Source organism: Amphibacillus sp. Q70, from assembly GCF_052055485.1.
GTDB lineage: Bacteria > Bacillota > Bacilli > Bacillales > Amphibacillaceae > Amphibacillus.
This window is the reverse complement of sequence record NZ_CP197171.1, coordinates 296,827-318,103: the sequence shown is the minus strand read 5'-3', so window position 1 is coordinate 318,103 and position 21,277 is coordinate 296,827. Positions and strand designations below refer to the sequence as shown.

At 35.5% G+C, this 21,277-nt stretch carries 17 protein-coding genes; 12 read left to right on the top strand and 5 right to left on the bottom strand.

Annotated elements, in window-relative coordinates; translation table 11 throughout:
* The first annotated feature begins 228 nt into the window (after positions 1-228).
* The 10 genes from ACS127_RS01335 (at position 229) to ACS127_RS01290 (ending at position 14,988) form a co-directional block, all read left to right on the top strand.
* Positions 229-468 carry a helix-turn-helix domain-containing protein gene (locus ACS127_RS01335; protein ID WP_440896683.1) on the top strand — a complete coding sequence of 80 codons (240 nt, stop codon included), beginning with the start codon at positions 229-231 and terminating at the stop codon, positions 466-468.
* A 47-nt stretch (positions 469-515) separates the two neighbouring features.
* Positions 516-749, top strand: coding sequence for a helix-turn-helix domain-containing protein (locus ACS127_RS01330; protein ID WP_440896682.1), 234 nt, complete (start codon positions 516-518; stop codon positions 747-749).
* 571 nt (positions 750-1,320) lie between these two features.
* Positions 1,321-2,175 (top strand): ABC transporter ATP-binding protein, encoded by an 855-nt coding sequence (locus ACS127_RS01325; RefSeq protein WP_440896681.1) that lies wholly within the window; start codon positions 1,321-1,323, stop codon positions 2,173-2,175.
* On the top strand, positions 2,172-2,879 hold the full coding sequence (locus tag ACS127_RS01320) for a fluoroquinolone export ABC transporter permease subunit (protein WP_440896680.1): 708 nt from the start codon (positions 2,172-2,174) through the stop codon (positions 2,877-2,879). Before ACS127_RS01325 ends, ACS127_RS01320 begins: the two co-directional genes overlap by 4 nt.
* Positions 2,876-3,598, top strand: coding sequence for a hypothetical protein (locus ACS127_RS01315; RefSeq protein WP_440896679.1), 723 nt, complete (start codon positions 2,876-2,878; stop codon positions 3,596-3,598). Before ACS127_RS01320 ends, ACS127_RS01315 begins: the two co-directional genes overlap by 4 nt.
* Positions 3,599-3,851: 253 nt before the next feature.
* Entirely contained in the window at positions 3,852-4,454 is a 603-nt protein-coding gene (locus ACS127_RS01310) for a TetR/AcrR family transcriptional regulator (RefSeq protein ID WP_440896678.1), read from the top strand.
* Between the two features lie 847 nt (positions 4,455-5,301).
* On the top strand, positions 5,302-9,438 hold the full coding sequence (locus tag ACS127_RS01305) for a GH92 family glycosyl hydrolase (protein ID WP_440896677.1): 4,137 nt from the start codon (positions 5,302-5,304) through the stop codon (positions 9,436-9,438).
* 158 nt (positions 9,439-9,596) lie between these two features.
* Positions 9,597-10,178 (top strand): signal peptidase I, encoded by a 582-nt coding sequence (locus ACS127_RS01300; protein ID WP_440896676.1) that lies wholly within the window; start codon positions 9,597-9,599, stop codon positions 10,176-10,178.
* Positions 10,175-10,900 (top strand): TasA family protein, encoded by a 726-nt coding sequence (locus ACS127_RS01295; protein ID WP_440896675.1) that lies wholly within the window; start codon positions 10,175-10,177, stop codon positions 10,898-10,900. The genes ACS127_RS01300 and ACS127_RS01295 overlap by 4 nt, the downstream gene beginning before the upstream one ends.
* Positions 10,901-10,911: 11 nt before the next feature.
* The gene (locus ACS127_RS01290; RefSeq protein WP_440896674.1) at positions 10,912-14,988 is read left to right on the top strand and encodes a GH92 family glycosyl hydrolase; all 4,077 of its coding nucleotides are present in this window, start codon (positions 10,912-10,914) and stop codon (positions 14,986-14,988) included.
* An 84-nt stretch (positions 14,989-15,072) separates the two neighbouring features.
* Here the strand turns inward: ACS127_RS01290 and ACS127_RS01285 are convergent, their stop codons facing one another.
* On the bottom strand, positions 15,073-15,546 hold the full coding sequence (locus ACS127_RS01285; protein WP_440896673.1) for a zinc ribbon domain-containing protein: 474 nt from the start codon (positions 15,544-15,546) through the stop codon (positions 15,073-15,075).
* Positions 15,547-15,900: 354 nt separating this feature from the next.
* On the opposite strand from ACS127_RS01285, the gene ACS127_RS01280 reads away from it, so the two are divergent.
* Positions 15,901-16,656, top strand: coding sequence for a SurA N-terminal domain-containing protein (locus ACS127_RS01280; RefSeq protein WP_440896672.1), 756 nt, complete (start codon positions 15,901-15,903; stop codon positions 16,654-16,656).
* A 374-nt stretch (positions 16,657-17,030) separates the two neighbouring features.
* Positions 17,031-17,336, top strand: a complete 306-nt coding sequence (locus ACS127_RS01275; protein WP_440896670.1) for a hypothetical protein — start codon at positions 17,031-17,033, stop codon at positions 17,334-17,336.
* A gap of 424 nt (positions 17,337-17,760) precedes the next feature.
* Here the strand turns inward: ACS127_RS01275 and ACS127_RS01270 are convergent, their stop codons facing one another.
* The 4 genes from ACS127_RS01270 to ACS127_RS01255 all read right to left on the bottom strand — a co-directional run bounded on the left by ACS127_RS01270 (position 17,761) and on the right by ACS127_RS01255 (position 21,268).
* Positions 17,761-18,696, bottom strand: a complete 936-nt coding sequence (locus ACS127_RS01270; RefSeq protein ID WP_440896668.1) for a sensor histidine kinase — start codon at positions 18,694-18,696, stop codon at positions 17,761-17,763.
* Positions 18,697-19,377 carry a winged helix-turn-helix domain-containing protein gene (locus ACS127_RS01265; protein ID WP_440898051.1) on the bottom strand — a complete coding sequence of 227 codons (681 nt, stop codon included), beginning with the start codon at positions 19,375-19,377 and terminating at the stop codon, positions 18,697-18,699.
* 317 nt (positions 19,378-19,694) lie between these two features.
* The gene (locus ACS127_RS01260; protein WP_440896667.1) at positions 19,695-20,558 is read right to left on the bottom strand and encodes a DUF4097 family beta strand repeat-containing protein; all 864 of its coding nucleotides are present in this window, start codon (positions 20,556-20,558) and stop codon (positions 19,695-19,697) included.
* A 5-nt stretch (positions 20,559-20,563) separates the two neighbouring features.
* On the bottom strand, positions 20,564-21,268 hold the full coding sequence (locus ACS127_RS01255; RefSeq protein ID WP_440896666.1) for an ABC transporter permease: 705 nt from the start codon (positions 21,266-21,268) through the stop codon (positions 20,564-20,566).
* Positions 21,269-21,277: the final 9 nt, after the last annotated feature.

Sequence of the window (21,277 nt, the reverse complement as noted above, 5' to 3'; positions counted from 1 at the left end):
AATTCGATACAACGCTTTCTTTTTCATCCCTAAACAAAATAGTAATGTAACTGAGTATATGAATCGCCTTCCAACATGACCAGCCTTTCCCTTCGGAAATAATTGAGAGTTTTTTCAATAAGTGCTCTGAAAATTATAATTGTTGTATATATAACCAACACCTATAAGTATATTATATCGCACGATGTAGTTATAGCCAACAATAGTTTAAAACTTGGGGGAAGTAATATGTATACAGAAAAGCGAATTGGAATTAAAATAAACGATTTGATTAGAGAGCGTGATATTTCTTTACGAGAACTTGGGAGATTAGCAGATATTGATATTTCCGCGCTAAGTACTTTAAGTAGAGGACATAGAAAGAGAATCGATTTAGGACATCTTCAAAGAATTGCAGAAGCCTTGGATATTAATGATATGAATGAACTTTTAGTCATTGTGAATGTTGAAGAAGAACAAAAGAACTGAAGTAAAATACTTGAATGACTTATAAATGACATAAAGGGATGGATAAAATGTATCGACCGAGAAAACTTGTTTTTCATATCAAAGAATTAACGGAAAAATATAATATTGCTCAAAATGAGTTAGCTAGACGAGCTTCAATAGAGCCCGCACGATTAAGCGAACTAGCAAATGGAAGAAGAAAACAAATAGAAATAAGTTATATTGTTAAGATTGCTGAAGAATTGGATATCACAGATATAAATGAGATCATGAGCCTAGAATATATAAACGAAAAAGATTAATTGACTCAATCAATTTTCGGAGCGACCGATCATAGATTATCCAATTTAACAGGTGGAAATTCTGCTTGATCAAGCACTAGCCAAGCTGTTTATAGCTAATCATGGTCTTCTTCAAGTAAAATTTATAATTTCCTACACATAAGAAAAGAGCGTTTATTATAAAAACGCTCTTTTTTGCATCTGCTCCCAGTTCAAAAATAACATATGCAGCTTAGGCCTGTTTGATTTTATCCGTCTTTACTTAACTTATCGCCAAATCTTTATGATAAAAGCTATCGTTTTACATTATAGCCTTGGTCAAACCCATCTTGGCATATTTAACTCTTTAGATTTCAACCTGAGGGTAAAGCAAGCAAAAAAGGTCACGCAAGATACTAAAAAATAATCGTTAGGGGTCGAAAAAAGATTTTAACCCTTGTTAGTCTATCTACTTTTTCGAAAGGGTTTTAAAACTTTACAATATCGATTATCTATTGTATTGTTATGAATATAAAATAAAATAATTCATAGGTTCAATTTTTGTGAATGAATTAAAACGAACCATCGACTCATTTTGGAAGGGGAGGAAGATATGATTAGCGTAAATGAGTTGTATTTTACTTATCCAGCAAACAAAGATGAGACCATTAGGGGAATGAGTTTTAGAATAGAACAAGGAGAAGTCTTTGGTTTCCTAGGTCCATCAGGTGCAGGAAAGAGTACTGCACAAAAGATATTAATTGGGATTCTTAAAGGCTATTCTGGAAGTGTAGAAGTCATGGGAAAAGAGATTCGTCAAGCTAGGAAGGATTACTATGAGAAAATCGGCGTGTCTTTTGAATTACCTAATCTATATAATAAATTTACAGCATTAGAAAACTTAAACTTTTTCAGTTCTTTATATTCTGGATCAAAAGAGGACCCGAAACAGCTGCTGAAAATGGTTGGACTTGAACAGCATGCTGATAACAGAGTCTCGAACTTTTCCAAAGGGATGAAAATGAGGTTGAACTTAGTGCGTGCGCTTTTGAATAAACCAGAGCTGATCTTTCTTGACGAACCGACATCAGGGCTAGACCCTGTCAATATGGAAAAAGTAAAAGAGCTGATATTAAAGAAGAAAGCAGAAGGGAAAACGGTTTTTTTAACAACGCATAATATGAATGTTGCTGAAGAGATTTGTGACCGCGTTGCTTTTGTTGTAGACGGTCAAATCAATTTGATTGATTCTCCAAGTGAATTGAAATTGCGATATGGTCAGAAGAACTTACAGGTTGAATACAGGGAAAATAAGCAAATGAAGTCAGCTATTTTTCCGATGGTAGGGTTAGGGGATAACAAAGAGTTTATCAATATGATCAAATATAAAGATATCGAAAGGATGCACACGCAAGAAGCGACGTTGCAGGATATATTCATCAAGGTGACTGGGAGGCCAATCACATGAGACTTTTATCTGCTCTAAAATTCGATCTGCTTTCTTTATATAGGTATCGCATTGTCCATGCTTATCTAATCATGACACTCTTTTATATTTTTTTCCTTCATATGATGCCAGAATCGATATCTGTTACAGCGAGTATTATAGTTATATTTACGGATCCTGTTGCACTTGGGTTCTATTTCATCGGGGGAATCATCCTTTTAGAAAAATCACAGAGTACGTTTGATAGTCTTTTTGTAACGCCCTTTCGGATTAAAGAGTATATCATAAGCAAAGTGTGTGTCCTTACCCTACTTACAATGGTAGTCATTCTTTGCATTATCATGTTAACGACCGGATTTCAAATAAATATCTGGCCCATTTTATTGGGGGGATTTTTAAGCGCGATCTTTTTTACTCTCTTCGGCTTGACTTTGGCTGTTCGAGCTAAAACGCTTAATCAATACTTTATCGTTGCTACGCTTTATTCAATCCTATTTTTTCTGCCTTTACTAGACTATCTTAACATTTTTCATACCTGGCTGTTTTATTTGCTCCCTTCCTATGCAACACTTATCCTGATAGAAGGTGGGATGGCCTCTTTATCGGGGTGGAAGATGTTATACGCAGTGATCATGCTTATCATTTGGATTGGCATCGCTTCTATTTTTGCAAATCACTCTTTTTATAAAGCAATTATCTTAAATATTGGAAGTGATAAAAATTGAAAACGTTTATAACCTTCCTTATTGGTGATTTTAAAAATATTACCCGTGATGCCATGTTATTTGGGGCTATGTTAGCACCAATTGCTTTAGCTATATTCGTCAAACTATCGATTGCTTATTTTTCAGAAGATCTCAATGCCATGTTTTCATTTTCGATTGAAGATCACTATCCATTTATCATGAGCTTTGTGATCTTATTGCCTCCATTTATGCTTGGCGTAATGGCAGGTTTAATGATTTTAGAAGAAATGGATGATCATATTATGTCCTACATAGCTGTCACACCAGTGTCAAAGTCAGGTTATTTGTTATATCGCTTAACTGTTCCGATGTTGGTCAGTACGATTTTAACGATTTTTGTTATTGGTTATACAGGACTTGTCGATTTCACCATTAGCCTATTGCCTGTTGTCTTGCAGGCGGCGCTCCTGACTCCGATCATCGCCTTGTTTCTAGCAGGCTTTGCTAATAATAAAGTGGAAGGTCTAGCAACAGGGAAAGCGATCGGAATCATTGTCATTCTCCCTGTACTAACATACATTGTTGAGTCAAATTGGACATTTTTATTAGGGATTTTTCCAACCTTTTGGGTTTCAGAAGCATTTATGAAAAGTGATGAAATGACGTGGATTAGCCATATTTACGTCTTGATCGGCTTTTGTGTTCAGGGAATCTATTTATATTTATTATTTAAAAAGTTTAATCACAGATCCACTTAACTCTACGGTAGGATCAAGCTGCTTGTTAAGAATAGTGTTGCGGAACCAACGACTAGAACAAAAATACCATATGCAAAATAACGAACTAATTTTTATTAGTCATTTATTAGATTTCCGTCAGAAGACTCCCACTTTAATCGATGCGTAAGAGCAAGAAGTGGTGAGGCATTCAAAATAGAATAAATAGTACGATGGATTTTGTTAATTGATATTAAATACGATAAGTATGAGGTAGATAAAGGAGAGGTCAATAGTGGCAGGTAAGTTTAATGAACAAGAAAAAGAATATATTCGTAGTCAATTGTTACAATATGGAAGGCAATTATTTGGAGACCTTGGTTTAAAGAAAACAAGTATCAGCGATTTAACAAAACGAGTCAATATTGCCCAAGGGAGTTTTTATCTTTTTTTTGAATCGAAAGAGGAACTATACTTTGAAATCCTTGAACAGGACGAGCGTTATATTAGAGAGGAATTGCTTCATAAGGTCTTGCTAAAAGAAAAGTTGACGAAAGAAACTTTTCATAATTTTTTGCAACAAGCTTTACAATACTTGGATGAAAGTCCGATTGTCAGACAGCTTTTTGATCAATCAACGATGGAACAGTTACTGCGCAAGTTACCACAGAAGAAATTAGAAGGTAATCACCAAGGGGATATCGATTTCTTAGTACCATATATTGAAAAATGGCAAGTGGATGGGATTATGAAACAAATAAAACCAGATATTATCGTTAGCATGATTCGTTCGTTAGTTATTTTATCTTTGCAAAAGGAAATGATAGGTGAAATGAATTATCAACCGACTATGGATCAATTTATTAGGCTCATTTCTGAGGACTTAATTCATGATTAATGAAAACCTGAATTCTCTTTATCAGATTTGGATTTAAAAAACAGAAGTATCCATATTAGATATCATTGCAAAGGTTCACTATATTCCAAAAGATAAAAATGACTCATTGAGTAAACTGTTGTATTTTGTCCATGCGAATATATTGGATTGTAGAAGCCAGTATATTAACAAAGCAACACATCCAGAAAGACAATTTTGAGTTGTTGTGAAAATAGCTGAATGAGATTAATTTAGATTAAAATAATATGGAAATTATAGGTTTATAAATATTCAAATAAAAAACTCTTTGTGAAATAACGTCAGTTAAAAATATTCTTCGACTGAAGTCGTGTTGTTCCTCATGCTCTATAGTAGCTAAGTTACTATGGGGCGTATTTTATTTACCCTTATATGTAAAAGAAACCACAGATTAATGAACGAACAAATATTTCCATACACATTAAATTTTGTAATTTTTTTTTCTTTTTCTAATACTCCCTGAACTGAGTTACCCAAGCTATAATTGAAATGTAAGCGGATAACAAAGGGGGTGATTATATTGTATAGTAATCGAATGGCCAAAACAATCAACTATTTATCCAAATGTAAAAAGCAAGTATTAAAGAAATTGCGTGTTCCTTAGACATAACAGAGATGCTAGATATGATATTGATCGAGTCAATGAAGAATTAATTCTAAGCAATTCCCCTATCGGGAAACGATCTAAAGACAGTTTGTTTTTTGAGAAAGATTAATTTATCAGTCGTGAATCTTTGTGTGTGTCAGGTAAGCAATTAGATTAACAGGTATGGGTATTTGGACGGAAAAATTGAGTTTTATATGGTAAAAAAGAAGATGGAGGTTGGTTATGAGAAGTAAAAACTGTTCGACTTATTGGATTATGTTGATGGTTTTAATTATTACTTCCTTTTTCTCTAATACTACCTTAAAGATACATGCAACGGAGAAAGATAAAGAGGTTATCTTTTCAAATTCATTTGAAAAGGAAGAGATAGATAGCTTATTAGAGTCGCAAGTCAATGAAGGAAAAGGAATGAAGAATGTAGCCCCATTTTCAACCGATTTGATTGGGGAAGTTTCTCGATTTATTCAGTTGGATTCGATCAAGGGAAGTGAAGATTATAAAGCTGGTGAATCAAAAGAAAAACTCTTTGATAGAAATAAGACAACTAAATTTTTAACGGCTGAAAATGGTGGTAAGAATGCTTGGGTATCTTTTTCACTGGATGAAGAAAGAGTGATTAACTCCTATTCTTTAATATCTGCCAATGATCGGGAAGACAGAGATCCTAAGACATGGAAGCTTTATGGGAGTAATGACAGTGAAGAATGGATAGAACTTGATGCTCAGAAGGATCAAAAATGGGACAAGCGGTATCAAGAAAAAACATTTTCTATAGAAAATCCAGCTCTCTATCAGTTTTATAAATTAGACATCCAAGAAAATAATGGTGCAAATATGACTCAGATTGCTGATTTCATGCTGGCTACTGGTAAAGAAGACGATGATCAGAAAACAATGACGTCGATCATTTCTACTGGACCTGCCCATACATGGAATCAGAAAAAAGATGTTGGCTGGACTGGCAAGCAAGCACTGCAGGTTTCTGGTCAACATACAGATTCTGGTGAAGGACATGCCTATAATGAACTTTTTGTTGATGTAGATATTCCCATTCATAAAGATAGTCATCTATCTTATGTCATGTTTCCAGCTATCATTGGTTCAACAGATCATGATTATGATTATAGTTATACACCCATGTATATGGCGATTGATTTGCAATTTACTGATGGCACTTATCTCAGTGATTTATCTGCTAAGGATCGAAACGGAAATATATTGTCTCCTGAAGAACAAGGTAAATCACGTACACTAACCTATCATCAATGGAATAAAATAAGTGCCAATATTGGAAAGATAGCTGAAGGGAAAACCGTAGAAAAAATTCTGGTCGGTTATGAAAATTCAACTAAGGAAGAAGCGACTGAATTTTTGACATATTTTGATGACATTGAAATTTCGAATTATAAAGAAGAAAAACATGAAAAGAAGTCAGACTATGTGAACATATTAAGAGGTACAAATGATTCAGGAGATTTTTCTCGTGGTTTAACTGTACCTGCAGTAACCGTGCCACATGGTTTTAATTTTTGGGCGCCTGTAACAAATGCTGGAAGTAACACACTTTATAACTATCAGTTGAATGGAAATAAATTTCAGCATATAACCGTTAGTCATGAACCATCCATTTGGGTAGGGGATAGAGGGACTTGGCAGTATATGGTTAATTCCTCTATTGATATTGGAAAAGTAGCAAATGGCAGCGATATTGATAATAAAGCAGTCGAATCTTCTTTTTCACATGATAATGAAGAAGCAAAAGCCCATTATTATCGTGTGCTTTTTGATAAGGAAAGTCCAGCAGAAGGTACACAAATCGAAGTAACACCAAGTGATCATGGTTCGATTACTCGGTTTAGTTTTTCTGATGACGGTGAATTTCGTAATGTGGTATTTGATAGTGTAAGAGCAGATGGAAAATTGACCTTTGCTGATGATCATACCTCCTTCTCTGCCTATACGGATCATACCGGTAACGGGATGACCAGGATGTATGTGTATGGTGAATTTGATCAGAAATTTGAGCAAAGCAAGGTGCAAAATACGAAACAAGGGATCGTATCTTTTGACTCATCCGTAGACACTGTTGAGATGAAAACAGCGACTTCTTTTATCAGTCCAGAACAGGCGAAAAAAAACCTTCAACTAGAGTTGGATGATGAGAATTTTGATTCCTTAAAAGAACATTCACAAAATGAATGGGATGAGCGCTTGGATAAAGTAGAAGTGGAAGGTGCTTCCTATGACCAACTGGTAACATTATACTCTAATATCTATCGTCTATTTGCTTATCCAAACAATTATTCAGAGAATACAGGAAGTGTGGAAGAACCAGTATGGGAATATAGCAGTCCTTATAGTGGTTCAAAAGAAAATCCTGATATTAAAGCAGGCAAACTTTATGTGAATAATGGTTTCTGGGATACGTATCGTACGACATGGTCTGCCTATTCCTTATTTGCACCTAAGCAATATAATGAAATGCTGGACGGGCTAGTACAACATTATCGGGATAATGAATGGGTCCCTAGATGGATTGCTCCTGGTGGCACTAATAGTATGGTAGGAACGAGTTCAGACATTATCTTTGGAGATGCAGTAATGAAAAACGCAGATTTTGACGCCGAACTTGCTTTTCTATCAGTGTTGAAGAACGGGGCGGTCGTTTCTAATAATTTAACCAATGGCGGAAGAAACCAGCTAAATACCTCCATTTTCAATGGTTATGTCGCCTCCGATTATGATGCCAAACATGGCTTTTCTTGGTCGATGGAAGGCTACATCAATGACTATGGTATCGCACAAATGGCAGAAGAATTAGGATATGAAGATGAAAGCGCCTACTATAGAAATCGTGCATTAAACTACGTGAAATTGTTTGATAAACAAGATACACCAACTTCTAGCTGGTTTAGAGGTAAAAAGGTAAATGGAGAATGGTCTGTCAAGGATGATAAGTTTGATCCGAGAAGCTGGGCACAAGATTATACAGAAACAAATGCATATAATATGTCTGTTTCCGTACCACAAGATGGCCAGGGATTAGCAAACTTATACGGTGGCAGGGATGGATTAGCGGAAAAAATTGATAGTATTATTGATACGCCAGGGGAATACCTCGATGATAGAAGTATTATCCATGAGATGAGAGAGGCTAGAGAGATTAAGCTAGGTCAGCTTGGACAGAGTAATCAGCCAGCACATCATATTCTGTATATGTATAACTATGCGGGTCAGCCATGGAAAACGCAACAATATGTCCGTGACGTACTGCAAAGAACTTATGTAGGCAGTGATTTTGGCCAAGGATATATTGGCGATGAAGATAATGGAGAGATGTCAGCTTGGTATCTTTTATCAGCAGCAGGTTTTTATCCTTTAAATCTAGCTAGTAATGAGTATGCGATAGGTTCTCCGCTATTCACTAAGTTAACCATTCATTTAGAAAATGGAGAAGATTTAGTGATCAATGCTCCTAATAATAGTCGAGAAAATGTATATGTACAAAGTGTTAAATTAAATGGTGAAGAACATATCAAGAATTATTTCACCCATGATGAAATTAGTGAAGGAGCTGTTATTGATTTTGATATGGGTAATGAACCGAATCAGGCATGGGGGTCAGATGAAGAGGCTGTACCCACGTCGTTGACCAAAGGTGAAGAGGATCCTAAGCCGATCGATGATATGACAACTGATGATGTAACCATTAAGCAGGAAATAAATGAAGATCATAATGAAAGCGTTATCACTAAAATAAGTGATTCACTAAACTTATTTGATAATACTTCGGATACAAAAGCTGATGTTAAAGATCAATCCCTTATTTATCAATTCTCAAATAAACAGCAGGTTGCGATGTATACGCTGACGTCTGGAGATAGTGACATGTTATTCTCAGCTATCACTGTGAGTGGATCTAATGATGGAGAGCAATGGAAAGTGTTAGATAAGCGTGAGGATGTTGATTTCATATGGGATAAGTATACACGCCCGTTTAAAATTCCAGAAGACGACCAAGGAGCATACCAATACTATAAACTTGATTTTGAAGGAGGAAATAATCTAGCAAAAATAGAATTGATGGGACATAAAGACGATACGGTTGAAGCAGAAAGTATTGCCATCCAAACAGATGGATTAACGATTATTAAAAAAGGAGAATCTATCCAGCCAGAAGTAGTGATTACACCTGAAAACACAACGGATAAACAGGTGAACTGGGAAGTTCAAAAAACAGAGATTGCTGAAGTTTCAGAAGACGGAACCATTGCCGCAAAAGAATCTGGAACAACAAAAGTAACGGCAACAACGAGTAATGGTAAGACAGCTTCCTTCACGTTGCGTGTAACCAAATAAATCTTTTGTCACGAAAAAACTAGGAATAATGGAAGACTGATTTTTTCTTTTATTTTGGTGCAGTCGTTTGTAAGTCTTTGGTGCAAAACTATCGTGAGCTAATGAAAATGAACGGCAGCACCCTGATAAGTATCATTTTATAAATAGGCTAGTTAAGAATGGAGGGGATTATAACATCTATGATGAAAAGAAAAATCCGTATGCTTTTTTCCATTTGTTATCTCCTTTTCTTGTTTATCGTGATAGCACATTCCCTCTTACCACAACTTGATGGTAAAGAAAGTTATTTTGGCTACCAATTGAGAACAGTGATGAGTAATAGTATGGAACCGACCATTTTGACTGGGAGTTTAGCTATTTTAGAGGAGGTGGATCCTGATACGATTCATAAGGGAGACATTGTTACATTTCAAGGGGAAGCAGAACAAGCTTTTACCCATAGGGTGGTTAATACGTTAACAACAGACGGGGGCCTTCAATTCCAAACAAAAGGTGATCATAACGAAGTAATGGATAGCTCATTAGTTGCTAGTAATGATATTGAAGGAAAATATTTGTTTTCTGTGCCATATTTGGGTGATTTTATGTTGATTATTAATACGTCAAGGGGGAAGTTAGCGCTGATACTTACTATTGTAAATATCTTATTAACTGATTATTTTATCAAGTTATTATTTCAATATCCGGTTATAGCTACTTCCCCTTTAAAAAATGAAAATCGAGAGGAGATCGTATCATGAAAGAAAAACAGAACTATATTTATAAGTGGAAGCTAATTTTGACAGGGTTTGCCTTGCTAGTCGTAACTATTGGGACAACTTATGCTTGGTATACAGCAAGTGCAGCATCACAACAGGAAATTAGTATGGGAAATATAGAGGTAATAGCAGATTTTCCAGAATTAACGGATATAGAAAATTATGAACCAGGGACTTATGTACCGATTGATGGAAAAGTAGAAAATACGGGGAGCTTACCAGCTCTTGTCAAACTTAGTAGTGATTCGCAAATTCGCTTTACTTATAGTGATAATGATTTTACGGAAATACCAGAAGCGGATCGAGCCTATCAAAAGGATAAAAAAGGTGCAATTGAACTAGAAATAAAGCCGTCATCTGGTTTGTATGATGATCCAGATAACCAGGATGTGTATTGGTTTGAAGATACGGAAGGAAATCGTTATATGCTTTTAGAACCAAATTCTAGTGTAGATTTAACGAACAACGCCAATTTCGATGGTGATGTAATGGGAAATCAATATCAGCAGGCAGATGTAAAGATAAGTTCTGCTTTGAAGGCTACACAGGTAATAGAGGGTGCGATTAGTAATGAATTTTCCATCGATTCCAGTGATTTAATTGGTTTAGATGATTCAAAAACAACTGCCAAACTTGCAAATAATAAAAATCGAGCCGATCAACGCTTAGATCAGCTGTTGAATCGTGAAAATAACAATGAATAACGTTTTTAGCGGTGAAAGGAGAAAATAATGGAATAGAGAGGGAGCGAATTATGGGTGTAATAAACAAATTATGTAAAAAGCGAATGATCATTTTATTAGGGATGATAACAATCTTCACTTTAACGGCAATTTATACGGAAGCAGAAGCAAAAGGAAGTGAGATTGAGGCAGAGGATTATACAGCGTATGTAGATCCATTTGTAGGGACAGCTGTTGACCATGGACAGCAGTTTCCAGGGGCAGTTGTTCCATATGGTTTGGTTAAATTGAGTCCAGATACCTATCCAAGAGAAAATATTGATCATGCGGGATATGATTATAATAAAAATCAAATACAAGGTTTTTCACATACGAGAATAGAAGGAGTTGGTGGACAAGGGTCTGGTGGGGATGTGCTGGTTACGCCAACCTATATGAAGTATACGGAACGTCCTAGTGCAGATTCTAAAGCTCAAACCTATTCCAATGACAACGAACATGCAACACCAGGAAATTATCAGGTCGAATTAATTCCGGTAGCAGGTGAGGATGATGATTTTCAAGAAGATGCTTCAAAAGGAACGATAGCAGTCGATTTAGCTACTGATGTCAGAACAGGATATCATTCTTATACATTTCCTGAAGCAGGTGAAGCCTCTATTATTGTGGATACACACTATACGTATGATGGAATGGACGTCCGAAATGCGAGGATGGAAGTAGAAGAGCAAGATGAGAAAACAACAATTAAGGGGCGGATTTCAGGTAATAATGTCAGTGGACATGGTACCTATACATTATATTATTATATGGAAACAGAAGTACCAGCGAAACAAATCCAAACATGGAATGGAAATTCATTCGATGAGGATTTCTCTTTAGCAGGAGATGATTTAGGAGCTATTCTAACTTTTGATGTCAAAGCAGATCAGCAAATTGATCTTAAAGTAAGCATTTCTCCCATTAGTAGTGAACAGGCTAAAATAGACATGGAGCAAGAAGTTCCTGATTGGGATATAGAAGAAGTAAAGACAAACGCCAAAGACGCTTGGAATGAAATATTAGGAAAGATTAAGGTGGATACTTCCGAACAAAGTGATCCAGATGGAACAAAGAAACAATTATTTTACACTAGTTTATACCGTATGTTTACGTTACCTGTTAATGCCACGAGTACTAGTGGTACATACATGGGAACTGATGGGAATGTTTATGAAGCGGAAGGTTTTGTACACTATGATTCCTGGACATTATGGGATGATTTCAGAAAGTATCCGACTATAGGGATGGTAGCCCCAGATATTTATCAGGATATTATACAATCGATAGCCAATATGCTAGTCACAGGAATTGAGACATGGGGATCAGATCATCAATCGGTGATGACAGTAAGAAATGAACATGCAGTAGCACTTCTGGCTGATGGTATTGCAAAAGGATTCACGGATATTGATGGTTTAGAAGAGGCCTATGAAGCAGCCAAAGAAATTGCCGATAAACAGGTAACGGAATCGGTTGTGGAACGGGGATATTTTACTGGACGAGTGGATAAAACAGTAGAATATGCTTATGATGACTGGGCTCTCTCCATTATTGCGGAGGAATTAGGAAAAGAAGAGGAAGCGTCGTATTATTTGGAACGATCCTTCCATTATATGAATTTATATAAAGATGATGCAGTAGAGACAGAGGAAGGAGAAACCATGGGACTGTTATGGCCTAAAAATGAAAACGGCAATTGGATGTCAGCAGATCCCGAAAGATTCGGTGATAACGGTTTATACCAAGGTACATTGTGGCAATACACATGGTGGGATTCAAACGATGTCGGTGGGTTAACCGAATTATTAGGAGGAAAGGAAGAATTACAAAAGAGTTTATCCTATCTCTATGGAGAACATGATCCTGACAATGGATATGCCATGTTGTCTCATCACACCAATGAAATAGATCTGCATTCTCCTTATCTATTTAACTATGCAGGCAAACCAAGTCGCACACAATATTGGGTTAGAAATCTTTATACTAAACAAACATGGAATCGCTACAGCGGTGATGGAGAATATAATCCTCCCATCTATGACTATCTTTATAAATTGGCTCCTGAAGGGTTTTTGGAAACCATGGATGAAGATGGCGGAACCATGTCAGCAATGTATGTGACGGCTGCTTTAGGCATATTTCCAATGACTCCTGGGGATACTTCCTATCAAATTGGCACCCCATTTTTTGAACATGTTTCTTTAGACTTAGGTAATGGAAAAACATTTGATGTTTATGCAAAAGATGTTTCTGATGAGAATTTTTATATTCAATCAGCTACACTTAATGGAGAATCTTACAATCAATCATGGATAGATTATCAACAAATCCTAGATGGTGGTACGTTATCGTTTGAAATGGGTGATGAATCTTCTGATTGGGCAGAGGACGGTGTCGTTGCAACATCGAGTTCTGATACAGCCGCAACAGCAATGTATGAGGATGATGAAATAAAGTTATCTTCTAAAACATTTATTGAATCTGCCGAAAATGATGGACGGATAGAGAATACCATTGATATCACGTTGACGGAGGCCTCTTTTAATCAAGCAGATGGCACAGATTTTGTGGAAGCAGGCTTAGTAGAAGCAGAAAATGTTCCTGAAGGATTATCAATAAAAGCAGAAAAACTTAACGAAAAAACCGTACAGCTCTCTTTTGATGGAAAGGCGAAACAACATGACAACAAAGACAGTGTGGAAGATGTGCTGATAGAATTTACAGATCAGGCCTTTGAACAGCAAGTGGATAGCAAACGAAAAACATCGATGTTTAGGATCGTGTTTGACAATCCAACATTGACATATGATAAGAAAATTATAGCGGAGTCAGGGCAAGATGATGGTTCCATTGAAGATACTATTTTAATTACACTTACAGATGATACTTTTACTGGAAAACCAGGAGAAAAGTTTGAAGATACTGGGAAGGTAGCCTTTCTTGGTACACCAAAAGGACTCCATCCATCAGTAGAAATGAAATCAGATACGGAACTTGAACTTTCATTTAGCGGTAAAGCGGAAGAACATCAAACCCCAGTCAAACATTTTGGTATTCGTTTTGAAGATGCGGCATTTACTAGTGAAAATGCTGATCATATTTCCAATAGTATTCAAAGTGGTTTGCAATCTTTTGTGCTTAACTTCAATTATGATTGGTCAGAAAAGCTAGCAAGTGCGCTGGGAGAAGCGAAGCAAATAGAAGGAACAAACTATACAAAAACATCGTATGGAAATCTTCAACTAACTATAGAAGATGGGGAACAGCTTTTAAATCATAGCGAGTTACCTAATGATGGCAGGTTAAGATCAGCATATGTTTCCTTGCAAACGGCTATTCTAAAATTGAAAGCACCTCAGGACAGCATGTTGCGATTGTATGGTTCAAGCAGTGATCGCATGTCTCAAGAAGAAGGAATAAATGGTCCACTAAAGGTTGAAGGAACAGCAATAGCTAATACCTTTGATGGAGCATGGATTGCGTATGATGATTTGGATTTTGATGGCATGAAAGTAAATGGTTTAACGATAAATTATGCATTAAATGAAAGTCGCAGTGCAGCGGATGGTAAATTATATGTTTACGCAGATAAGATGGACGAAGAGCATTTGATTACGGAGATAGAGTTAGAGCCAACATCGTCCTCTAATTGGCATACGTATCAGTCTAAAGAGATTGAGATAGAGGATGCTTCTTTGTTAGCAGATGGAGAGAAACACGATATTTATATCCTGATGAAAGGTTCTACAAGTTCATCTCATCCTTATATTCTTAACTTTAAATATATGCAGTTTGAAGGGGGAGAGAGTGCAGTAGAGGTGGAGAGCATCGAAATAGATACAGAAGCTTTAATGATTCTTAAACAAGGAGAAACGATCCAGCCGAATGTGATCATAACACCAGAAAACGCGGAAGACAAAAGCATATCCTGGCAGGTTCAAAAGGAAGATATTGCCGAAATTTCTGATGATGGTACCATTACAGCCAAGAAAACAGGAACAACAAAAATTACGGCAACAACCAGTAACCAAAAACAAGCTTCATTTGTCTTACGGGTAACGAAATAATAGTCAGAATAGGTGTTCAAGCATTAAGTCTCCTTGAACACCTATTGTTTTTTTTACTTGTCTCATAGAAAGTATAGTTAAATATTATTCGCTGTGGACACTTTTTTCTTGCCAATATTTCAATTTAGGAAGCTTCTCTTTTAGCATGATCCGTACTTGTTGTTCAGAATATTTAGGATTTAGCTGAAGCATATTCTTAACACATACTTCGATAAGTTCGTCAAAATTAGCTTTATTATATTGATGTTTACCATCAGTAAAACACCACTTACAGAAATTTTCATTAAAATGACCGCTCTCGTCTTTACTAATATATACATCTTCTTCTAATGGCATACCGCAAACTTGGCAAATAAGGGCTCGAGGTGTTCCTAAAAGTGTGTTGATCGAAATATTGAATGCCTTAGATAACATCTTAAGGGTTTCAATGTTAGGTTCCGTTTCTCCATTTTCCCATCTGCTAATCGCTTGTCCTGAAATCATCAGCTTTTTAGCCATTTCTTCTTGAGTAAGGTTATAATCAGTTCTTAAGTTCTTTAATGCTTCTTTCATTCCCATAGTCACGCCCTCCTTCCAACATAATATCATTATATTATTATCCTATGTCTAATTAAAAGCAACTAGCGGTGGCGGTAAACTTAAACATTTTTATATTGAATGTAAACATAAAATACACTTAAACGGGTTAGTATAATCCTATACCATGATATAAACTGTTTTCATATTTCTATTGTTTTTACACTTTTTGTCCTTTTTAAGGCAAGAGTAGCCTTTCAACCCTTGTAAATAGGGAATTATTACATTACAGAATTTTTACAAATAAGATTTAGGGTGTTATTATGATTTTTAATTTTGATTAAACTATGCTACACTCGCGAAAGAGTTAAACAAAAGGGAAGGAATGAATGATTTATGTATAAGAAAAGCTTATTAAGTATTGCGTTTTTATTAATGTTTTCTATATTAGCTGCTTGCAGTAATGATGGTGCAGAAGAAGAAAATGCTGAGCCAAACCCAGATGAAGTACCAGAGCAAGCTGAAATGCCAGAGCCGGATTTAGAGGGTATTCCTGATATAGTTGCAGAAGTAAACGAAGAGGAAATCGCTAAAGATGAGTTTGAAACTAATTATATGGCACAGTTTCAACAAGCAGCATTACAAATGCAAATGTCTGGTCAAGAACTTGATCAGGATCAATTAAAGCAACAAGTAGTTGAAGGTATGATAGGTCAAGAACTATTGACTCAGGAAGCGAACAATGAGGGCATTGAAGCTTCAGAAGAAGAGATAAACTCGATTATTGATGATCTGATAGAACAAAACGGTTTTGAGTCTGAAGAGGATTTATTTGCTGTATTAGAAGAACAAGGAACAGATCAAGAAGATTTTATGCAACAGGTAGAAACACAAGCGAAGGTGGACAGCCTAATAATTAGTGAATCTAGTGAAACTTTAGAGGCTAGTGAAGAAGAAATCCAACAGTTATATGACCAAATGGTTGAACAGCAAGAACAGCTAAACCAAGGTGGGGAAGAACAAGATATACCTGAGTTGGAAGAAGTAAGAGAAGGCTTAGAGGATCAAATTATTATGCAAAAGGAATCTGAAGTAGCCCAGGAACTGGTAAATAGATTACGTGAGAATGCGGAGATATCCATTCATTTATAAGTTTTCCTAGATTAGATCACCCCTTTAAAATAAGTGTGATCTCGTTAGCCACACATTGAGGTGGGAAGGTATCAGAAGCATAAAGCCCATAGGGATAGTAAAATGGCTGTAAAAGAGGATAGCGTAGAGCCGTTTCTTCGTTCACAAGCTTTAATGGGGGGAGAAAGGCACAAATAAATATTAGATCAGGCTTTGTGATAAGATGTTACAAAGCCTGTTTTTTTTGTGTATACAGACTTTTTGGAAACGAAAAAGGGATGTCCGTAGATTTGTAAACTTGCAAAACATATGTGAAAATTGAATAAAAGCAAGGAGGGAATAGTAAAGTGTATTTACTTTTATTCACCATAATTTATTGTCTAATAACACAGGTTTTGAATATTGATTATTTACTTGCTTTTGGGATTTACATCATAGGTTTAGGTCTTTTCAAAGGATTTTTAAGTGAGGAATTAAAAGATGTCTTTAATTTTAAAACAACTAAAGATTTGTACGAAAAAATCGGATTCACAGCCTCTTTAACAGAATTATTGTCTTTAGTGTTAATTTTCATCAATTCCTATCTAATCGATTATGAGCCCTTCACCCCTTTCGAATTTCTGTTTATGTTTTTTAATATTGCACTGGTATACCGCTTTCTATTTTGGGGCATAACACGAACCATAAGAGAAAGAAACTAACTTTATATGTAAAAGCCAAAATACGAGAACATCGTCCTTATACAATACTGAATAAGGATGCGGGTAAAAATATTTAAAAAGTATAGTTACTGCATCTTTTGATTGTTATTGACACTATTAATTTGTTGCTAACCTATATGCTAATTGATGTGTTATGCTGGTTTTTGTTAACATTTTTTATTGAAACTGAAAAATATTAATTAAAATCTGTATAATAGCGAAGTATTTAGCTGAGACGATAAAGACAATGCAATTTAAGCAGTATGAACTTATATTAGAGCAGGATTTTAACTGGGTGATTGTAATATAAGACTGAAAAAGAATATATTGTCATCATTTATCTTTTGCGTTCTTAACAAAGTGGTGCTGATTGAATTACAAAAGCCTTACAATTTTAGCTTCTGTCATAAAAAGTAATTCATTATTAAAACTTCATGCGTTTGAAAGCCACGGTAAACGTCGTTTTCTGAAATGGAATACTTTCTAGAGCTATACTACCACCCATTTCTTCTACTAATCTCTTGGTAATCGTTAATCCTAAGCCACTCCCTTGATAATTAGTATTTCTGGAGTCCTCCAGTGTATACATACGTTCAAAAACTCTATCTTTATGCCGCTCTGTGATACCCTTGCCTTGATCAGAAATCTCGATGTACGCTGCATTTTCAGTTTCCCTTAGCTTTAAACCAATCCTTTTTCCATCAGATCCGTATTGAATAGCATTAGAAATTAAATTATGCAACACTCTTTCCACAGCTTCTTCATTACCCCAAACATAAATAGGGGCTTCTGGTATTTCAATAACGACTTGAAAAGCTTTATTGATTAATATTTCATGATAATCGAGAATAACCTCACGACTAATCTCACTTAGATTGATTTTTTCTGAGCTTAATTCTTTATCGCCAGATTCCAGTTTGATCAATTCAAAAAAGCGATTAATTAACTCTAACACTTCCTCAGCTTTTAAATGGATCGTCTTTAATAATTGCTCTTTTTTTTCTGTGGACAGATTCTTATCATTATTCAACATCTCAATATAGCCTAAAATCACAGTAAGAGGCGTCTTTAAATCATGTGAAATGTTGGATAACATTTTTCTCATTGACCATTCAATATTCTTATAATTTGCGACAGTCTTCTGGTTATGATCTAAAAGGCGATTGATTTGTATGAGTAAAGATTTCGTGTAAATCTCATCTGTGTAAAGTAATATTCTCTCATCTGTTTCTTGATCCAGAATGGTTTTCAGTTTACTGTCCATATATTTAATCTCTTCCCGCTGTCTAACACGAGAGTGAAATATAAAAATATTGAATACTACAGAACACAGTAATAAAATTAGCGTTAGATACAACATTTATATATCCCCCAACTTATAACCAATTCCCCAAAGTGTTTGAATATAAATAGGGTGAGAAGGATCATCTTCTATTTTTTCTCGAAGACGCCTCATATGGACATTTATTACATTCTCATCTCCATGATAATCATCTTGCCATATGGTTTGATATAGTTGTGACTTCGTATAGACCCTTGTCGGATTAGAAATAAATAGTTTTAAAATCTGGAATTCCTTTGCCGTTAAGTTGAGCTCTTTTTTTCGTTTTTTTACAGAAAAACGATCAATATCCATCGTGATATCTTTTATCTGTAAAACTGTATCTTGATTTTCTTTTTGCAGCTCTATCGCTTGTGAACGCTGATAGTGCTCCTCTCTTCTAATCGTTGCTTTGATTCGCGCGACTAATTCAAGCATGGAAAAAGGTTTAGAAATATAATCATCTGCCCCAAAGCCAAGTCCAAGTGCTTTATCTATATCTTCACCTTTTGCTGACATAATAAGAACGGGAATCATACTCTTAGAACGAATGATTTTTAGACATTCTATGCCATCTATTTTGGGTAACATGAGATCAAGTAAGATTACGTCATAGTCTGCTTGTTCTAATTTTTCCAAAGCCTCTTCTCCATTATAAGCTAATGTTACTTTGAATCCTTCTTTAGATAAGCCTTCATCTACCATATCACTTATATACATATCGTCTTCGACTACTAATACTCTGTGACTCAAAACATCCCACTCCTTTCTTTTATTAAATCGAAACCGATCCACAAAATTTAATCTATCCATTATTTAATTATAAACCTTCTGTATAATTGTTAACCAATAAAATCTTCTCAAACTAAAACAGAGCAAGAAGGAAATAAGTATACTGACACGGATTTGAATATCAGCCTAGTAAATAGAATAAAAGAATGAGTTACAATCTCGAGCAGTACATTGCCCATTATTGAACCCATTCTCTCACTTGTTATTTGGAATCATGCTTGTTGACTGAACTCAGCCATTTCAACTTAATCTGTTGCCTGTATAGCGCCAGTCTTACTAGAGAGAATAAGCTGATTCACTCCCTCACCAAGTGTCCCCTTTTTAAGGTTTTTGGTATCTTCTTCTAACTGCAACTCTTGGAATTGAAGGCTGATATCGGAAGCCTCACTATTAGCTATGACAATTGAAGAGGTTGGTGTTTCTTGGTAAGCGACATTGATATCACCTGATTCAGTCTCTACAGTCAAATCTCCTTCTTTTTGGAGAGCTTGGATGGAAACTGATCCATCGAGAGACGCAATCTCGGTATGATCACTGCTTACTTTTTTTAAGTAGAAATCACCACTTTTAGAAGAGGTATTTAATTGTTGAAAAGAACTTTCTTCGATGCTGATTGTGCCATCAGTAGATTCCCATTTACCTGTATCCACAAAAACACGATTTATTTGACTATCACCAGAAGTATTTTGAACCTCCAAATAATTAACAATAATATCGTTCATTTCAATATCGCCATTTTTATTGGTTAATTTGATATTATTTATTACTGATTCGGGAATATGAATAGATATTGTACCCTTCTTCCCAAAAGTAAAACCAGCTAAAAAACCTTTATCACTTGCTTCTTTTTGTCGTATTTCTAATCGTTGCTGATCCTTTGTCAATGCAACAGTATCTTCTACATCCTGTTGTTTCCCTTCAGCGAATACCTTGAGTTCTTCGGAATCACTCTTTTGAAACTCGATATTCCATGATTCGCTAGATATGATTAGCTCTTTTATACTATCCAATTGATAAGACTCATTCATTTCATAATGATCTGTTCCTTCTCCACAAGAAGTCGTAATGAATAAGCCGATAAATATTAAAGATAACCCTATTCTTTTCATTGATTTTAGACCAGATCCGTTTTATCTATCTTATGGAAAGCAAGATAACCAATAAAAAGACCAAACAAACATAGGATACTAGGAATAATAATAAATTCGCCTAAACTGAGTTGTTTGCTCCCGTCAGAGACAGTGCCGTTAATTAATACACCAATAATCACTGCCCAAGTAATCGTCGTTGACGTTGATTTCTTTCTCATTCCAAAAAACAAGGGGATAAGACTCACACCTGCCATCATCACTGCACTAATCAAGGTAGAGGGGATCGTAGAAAGAATGTCCTGTATCGCAACTGGCTGTTCAAATAAAAATAAATATGGGCTGATCCAGTAAACAAGTCCATTAATAACGATGCTAGCAAAAACAATACTGCCAAAACAAAACAGCATAACCATAAGTAACTTGGCTTGGATTATTTTTTTCCGCCGCACAGGATAGGTAAATAACAATTGCATTGTTTTATTTTTATATTCCTCAATAACTAGGCGTGATAGCAAAACTGCTGCAAAGCTAATAAATACAGTTTTTATAAAAATATTAATTAAAGACATAAAGGCTGTATAATCTGGAAACATAGGCTCTATTTCATTTCGAGATCCCCATGCCATTAAAGCAACTAATACAAATATAACAAGTGTCCAAATAACGACTCCTTTAAAATAATGAGACAAGCGATGTTTCTGATATTCTAATTTGATAAGATTTAACATGCTGATATC

Bases quoted from the DNA above. Each gene is read 5' to 3' on its own strand.
- ACS127_RS01335 (WP_440896683.1), top strand. From the start codon at position 229: ATGTATACAGAAAAGCGAATTGGAATTAAAATAAACGATTTGATTAGA.
- ACS127_RS01330 (WP_440896682.1), top strand. From the start codon at position 516: ATGTATCGACCGAGAAAACTTGTTTTTCATATCAAAGAATTAACGGAA.
- ACS127_RS01325 (WP_440896681.1), top strand. From the start codon at position 1,321: ATGATTAGCGTAAATGAGTTGTATTTTACTTATCCAGCAAACAAAGAT.
- ACS127_RS01320 (WP_440896680.1), top strand. From the start codon at position 2,172: ATGAGACTTTTATCTGCTCTAAAATTCGATCTGCTTTCTTTATATAGG.
- ACS127_RS01305 (WP_440896677.1), top strand. From the start codon at position 5,302: ATGAGAAGTAAAAACTGTTCGACTTATTGGATTATGTTGATGGTTTTA.
- ACS127_RS01300 (WP_440896676.1), top strand. From the start codon at position 9,597: ATGGAGGGGATTATAACATCTATGATGAAAAGAAAAATCCGTATGCTT.
- ACS127_RS01295 (WP_440896675.1), top strand. From the start codon at position 10,175: ATGAAAGAAAAACAGAACTATATTTATAAGTGGAAGCTAATTTTGACA.
- ACS127_RS01285 (WP_440896673.1), bottom strand. From the start codon at position 15,546: ATGGGAATGAAAGAAGCATTAAAGAACTTAAGAACTGATTATAACCTT.
- ACS127_RS01280 (WP_440896672.1), top strand. From the start codon at position 15,901: ATGTATAAGAAAAGCTTATTAAGTATTGCGTTTTTATTAATGTTTTCT.
- ACS127_RS01270 (WP_440896668.1), bottom strand. From the start codon at position 18,696: ATGTTGTATCTAACGCTAATTTTATTACTGTGTTCTGTAGTATTCAAT.
- ACS127_RS01265 (WP_440898051.1), bottom strand. From the start codon at position 19,377: ATGTATATAAGTGATATGGTAGATGAAGGCTTATCTAAAGAAGGATTC.
- ACS127_RS01260 (WP_440896667.1), bottom strand. From the start codon at position 20,558: ATGAAAAGAATAGGGTTATCTTTAATATTTATCGGCTTATTCATTACG.
- ACS127_RS01255 (WP_440896666.1), bottom strand. From the start codon at position 21,268: ATGTTAAATCTTATCAAATTAGAATATCAGAAACATCGCTTGTCTCAT.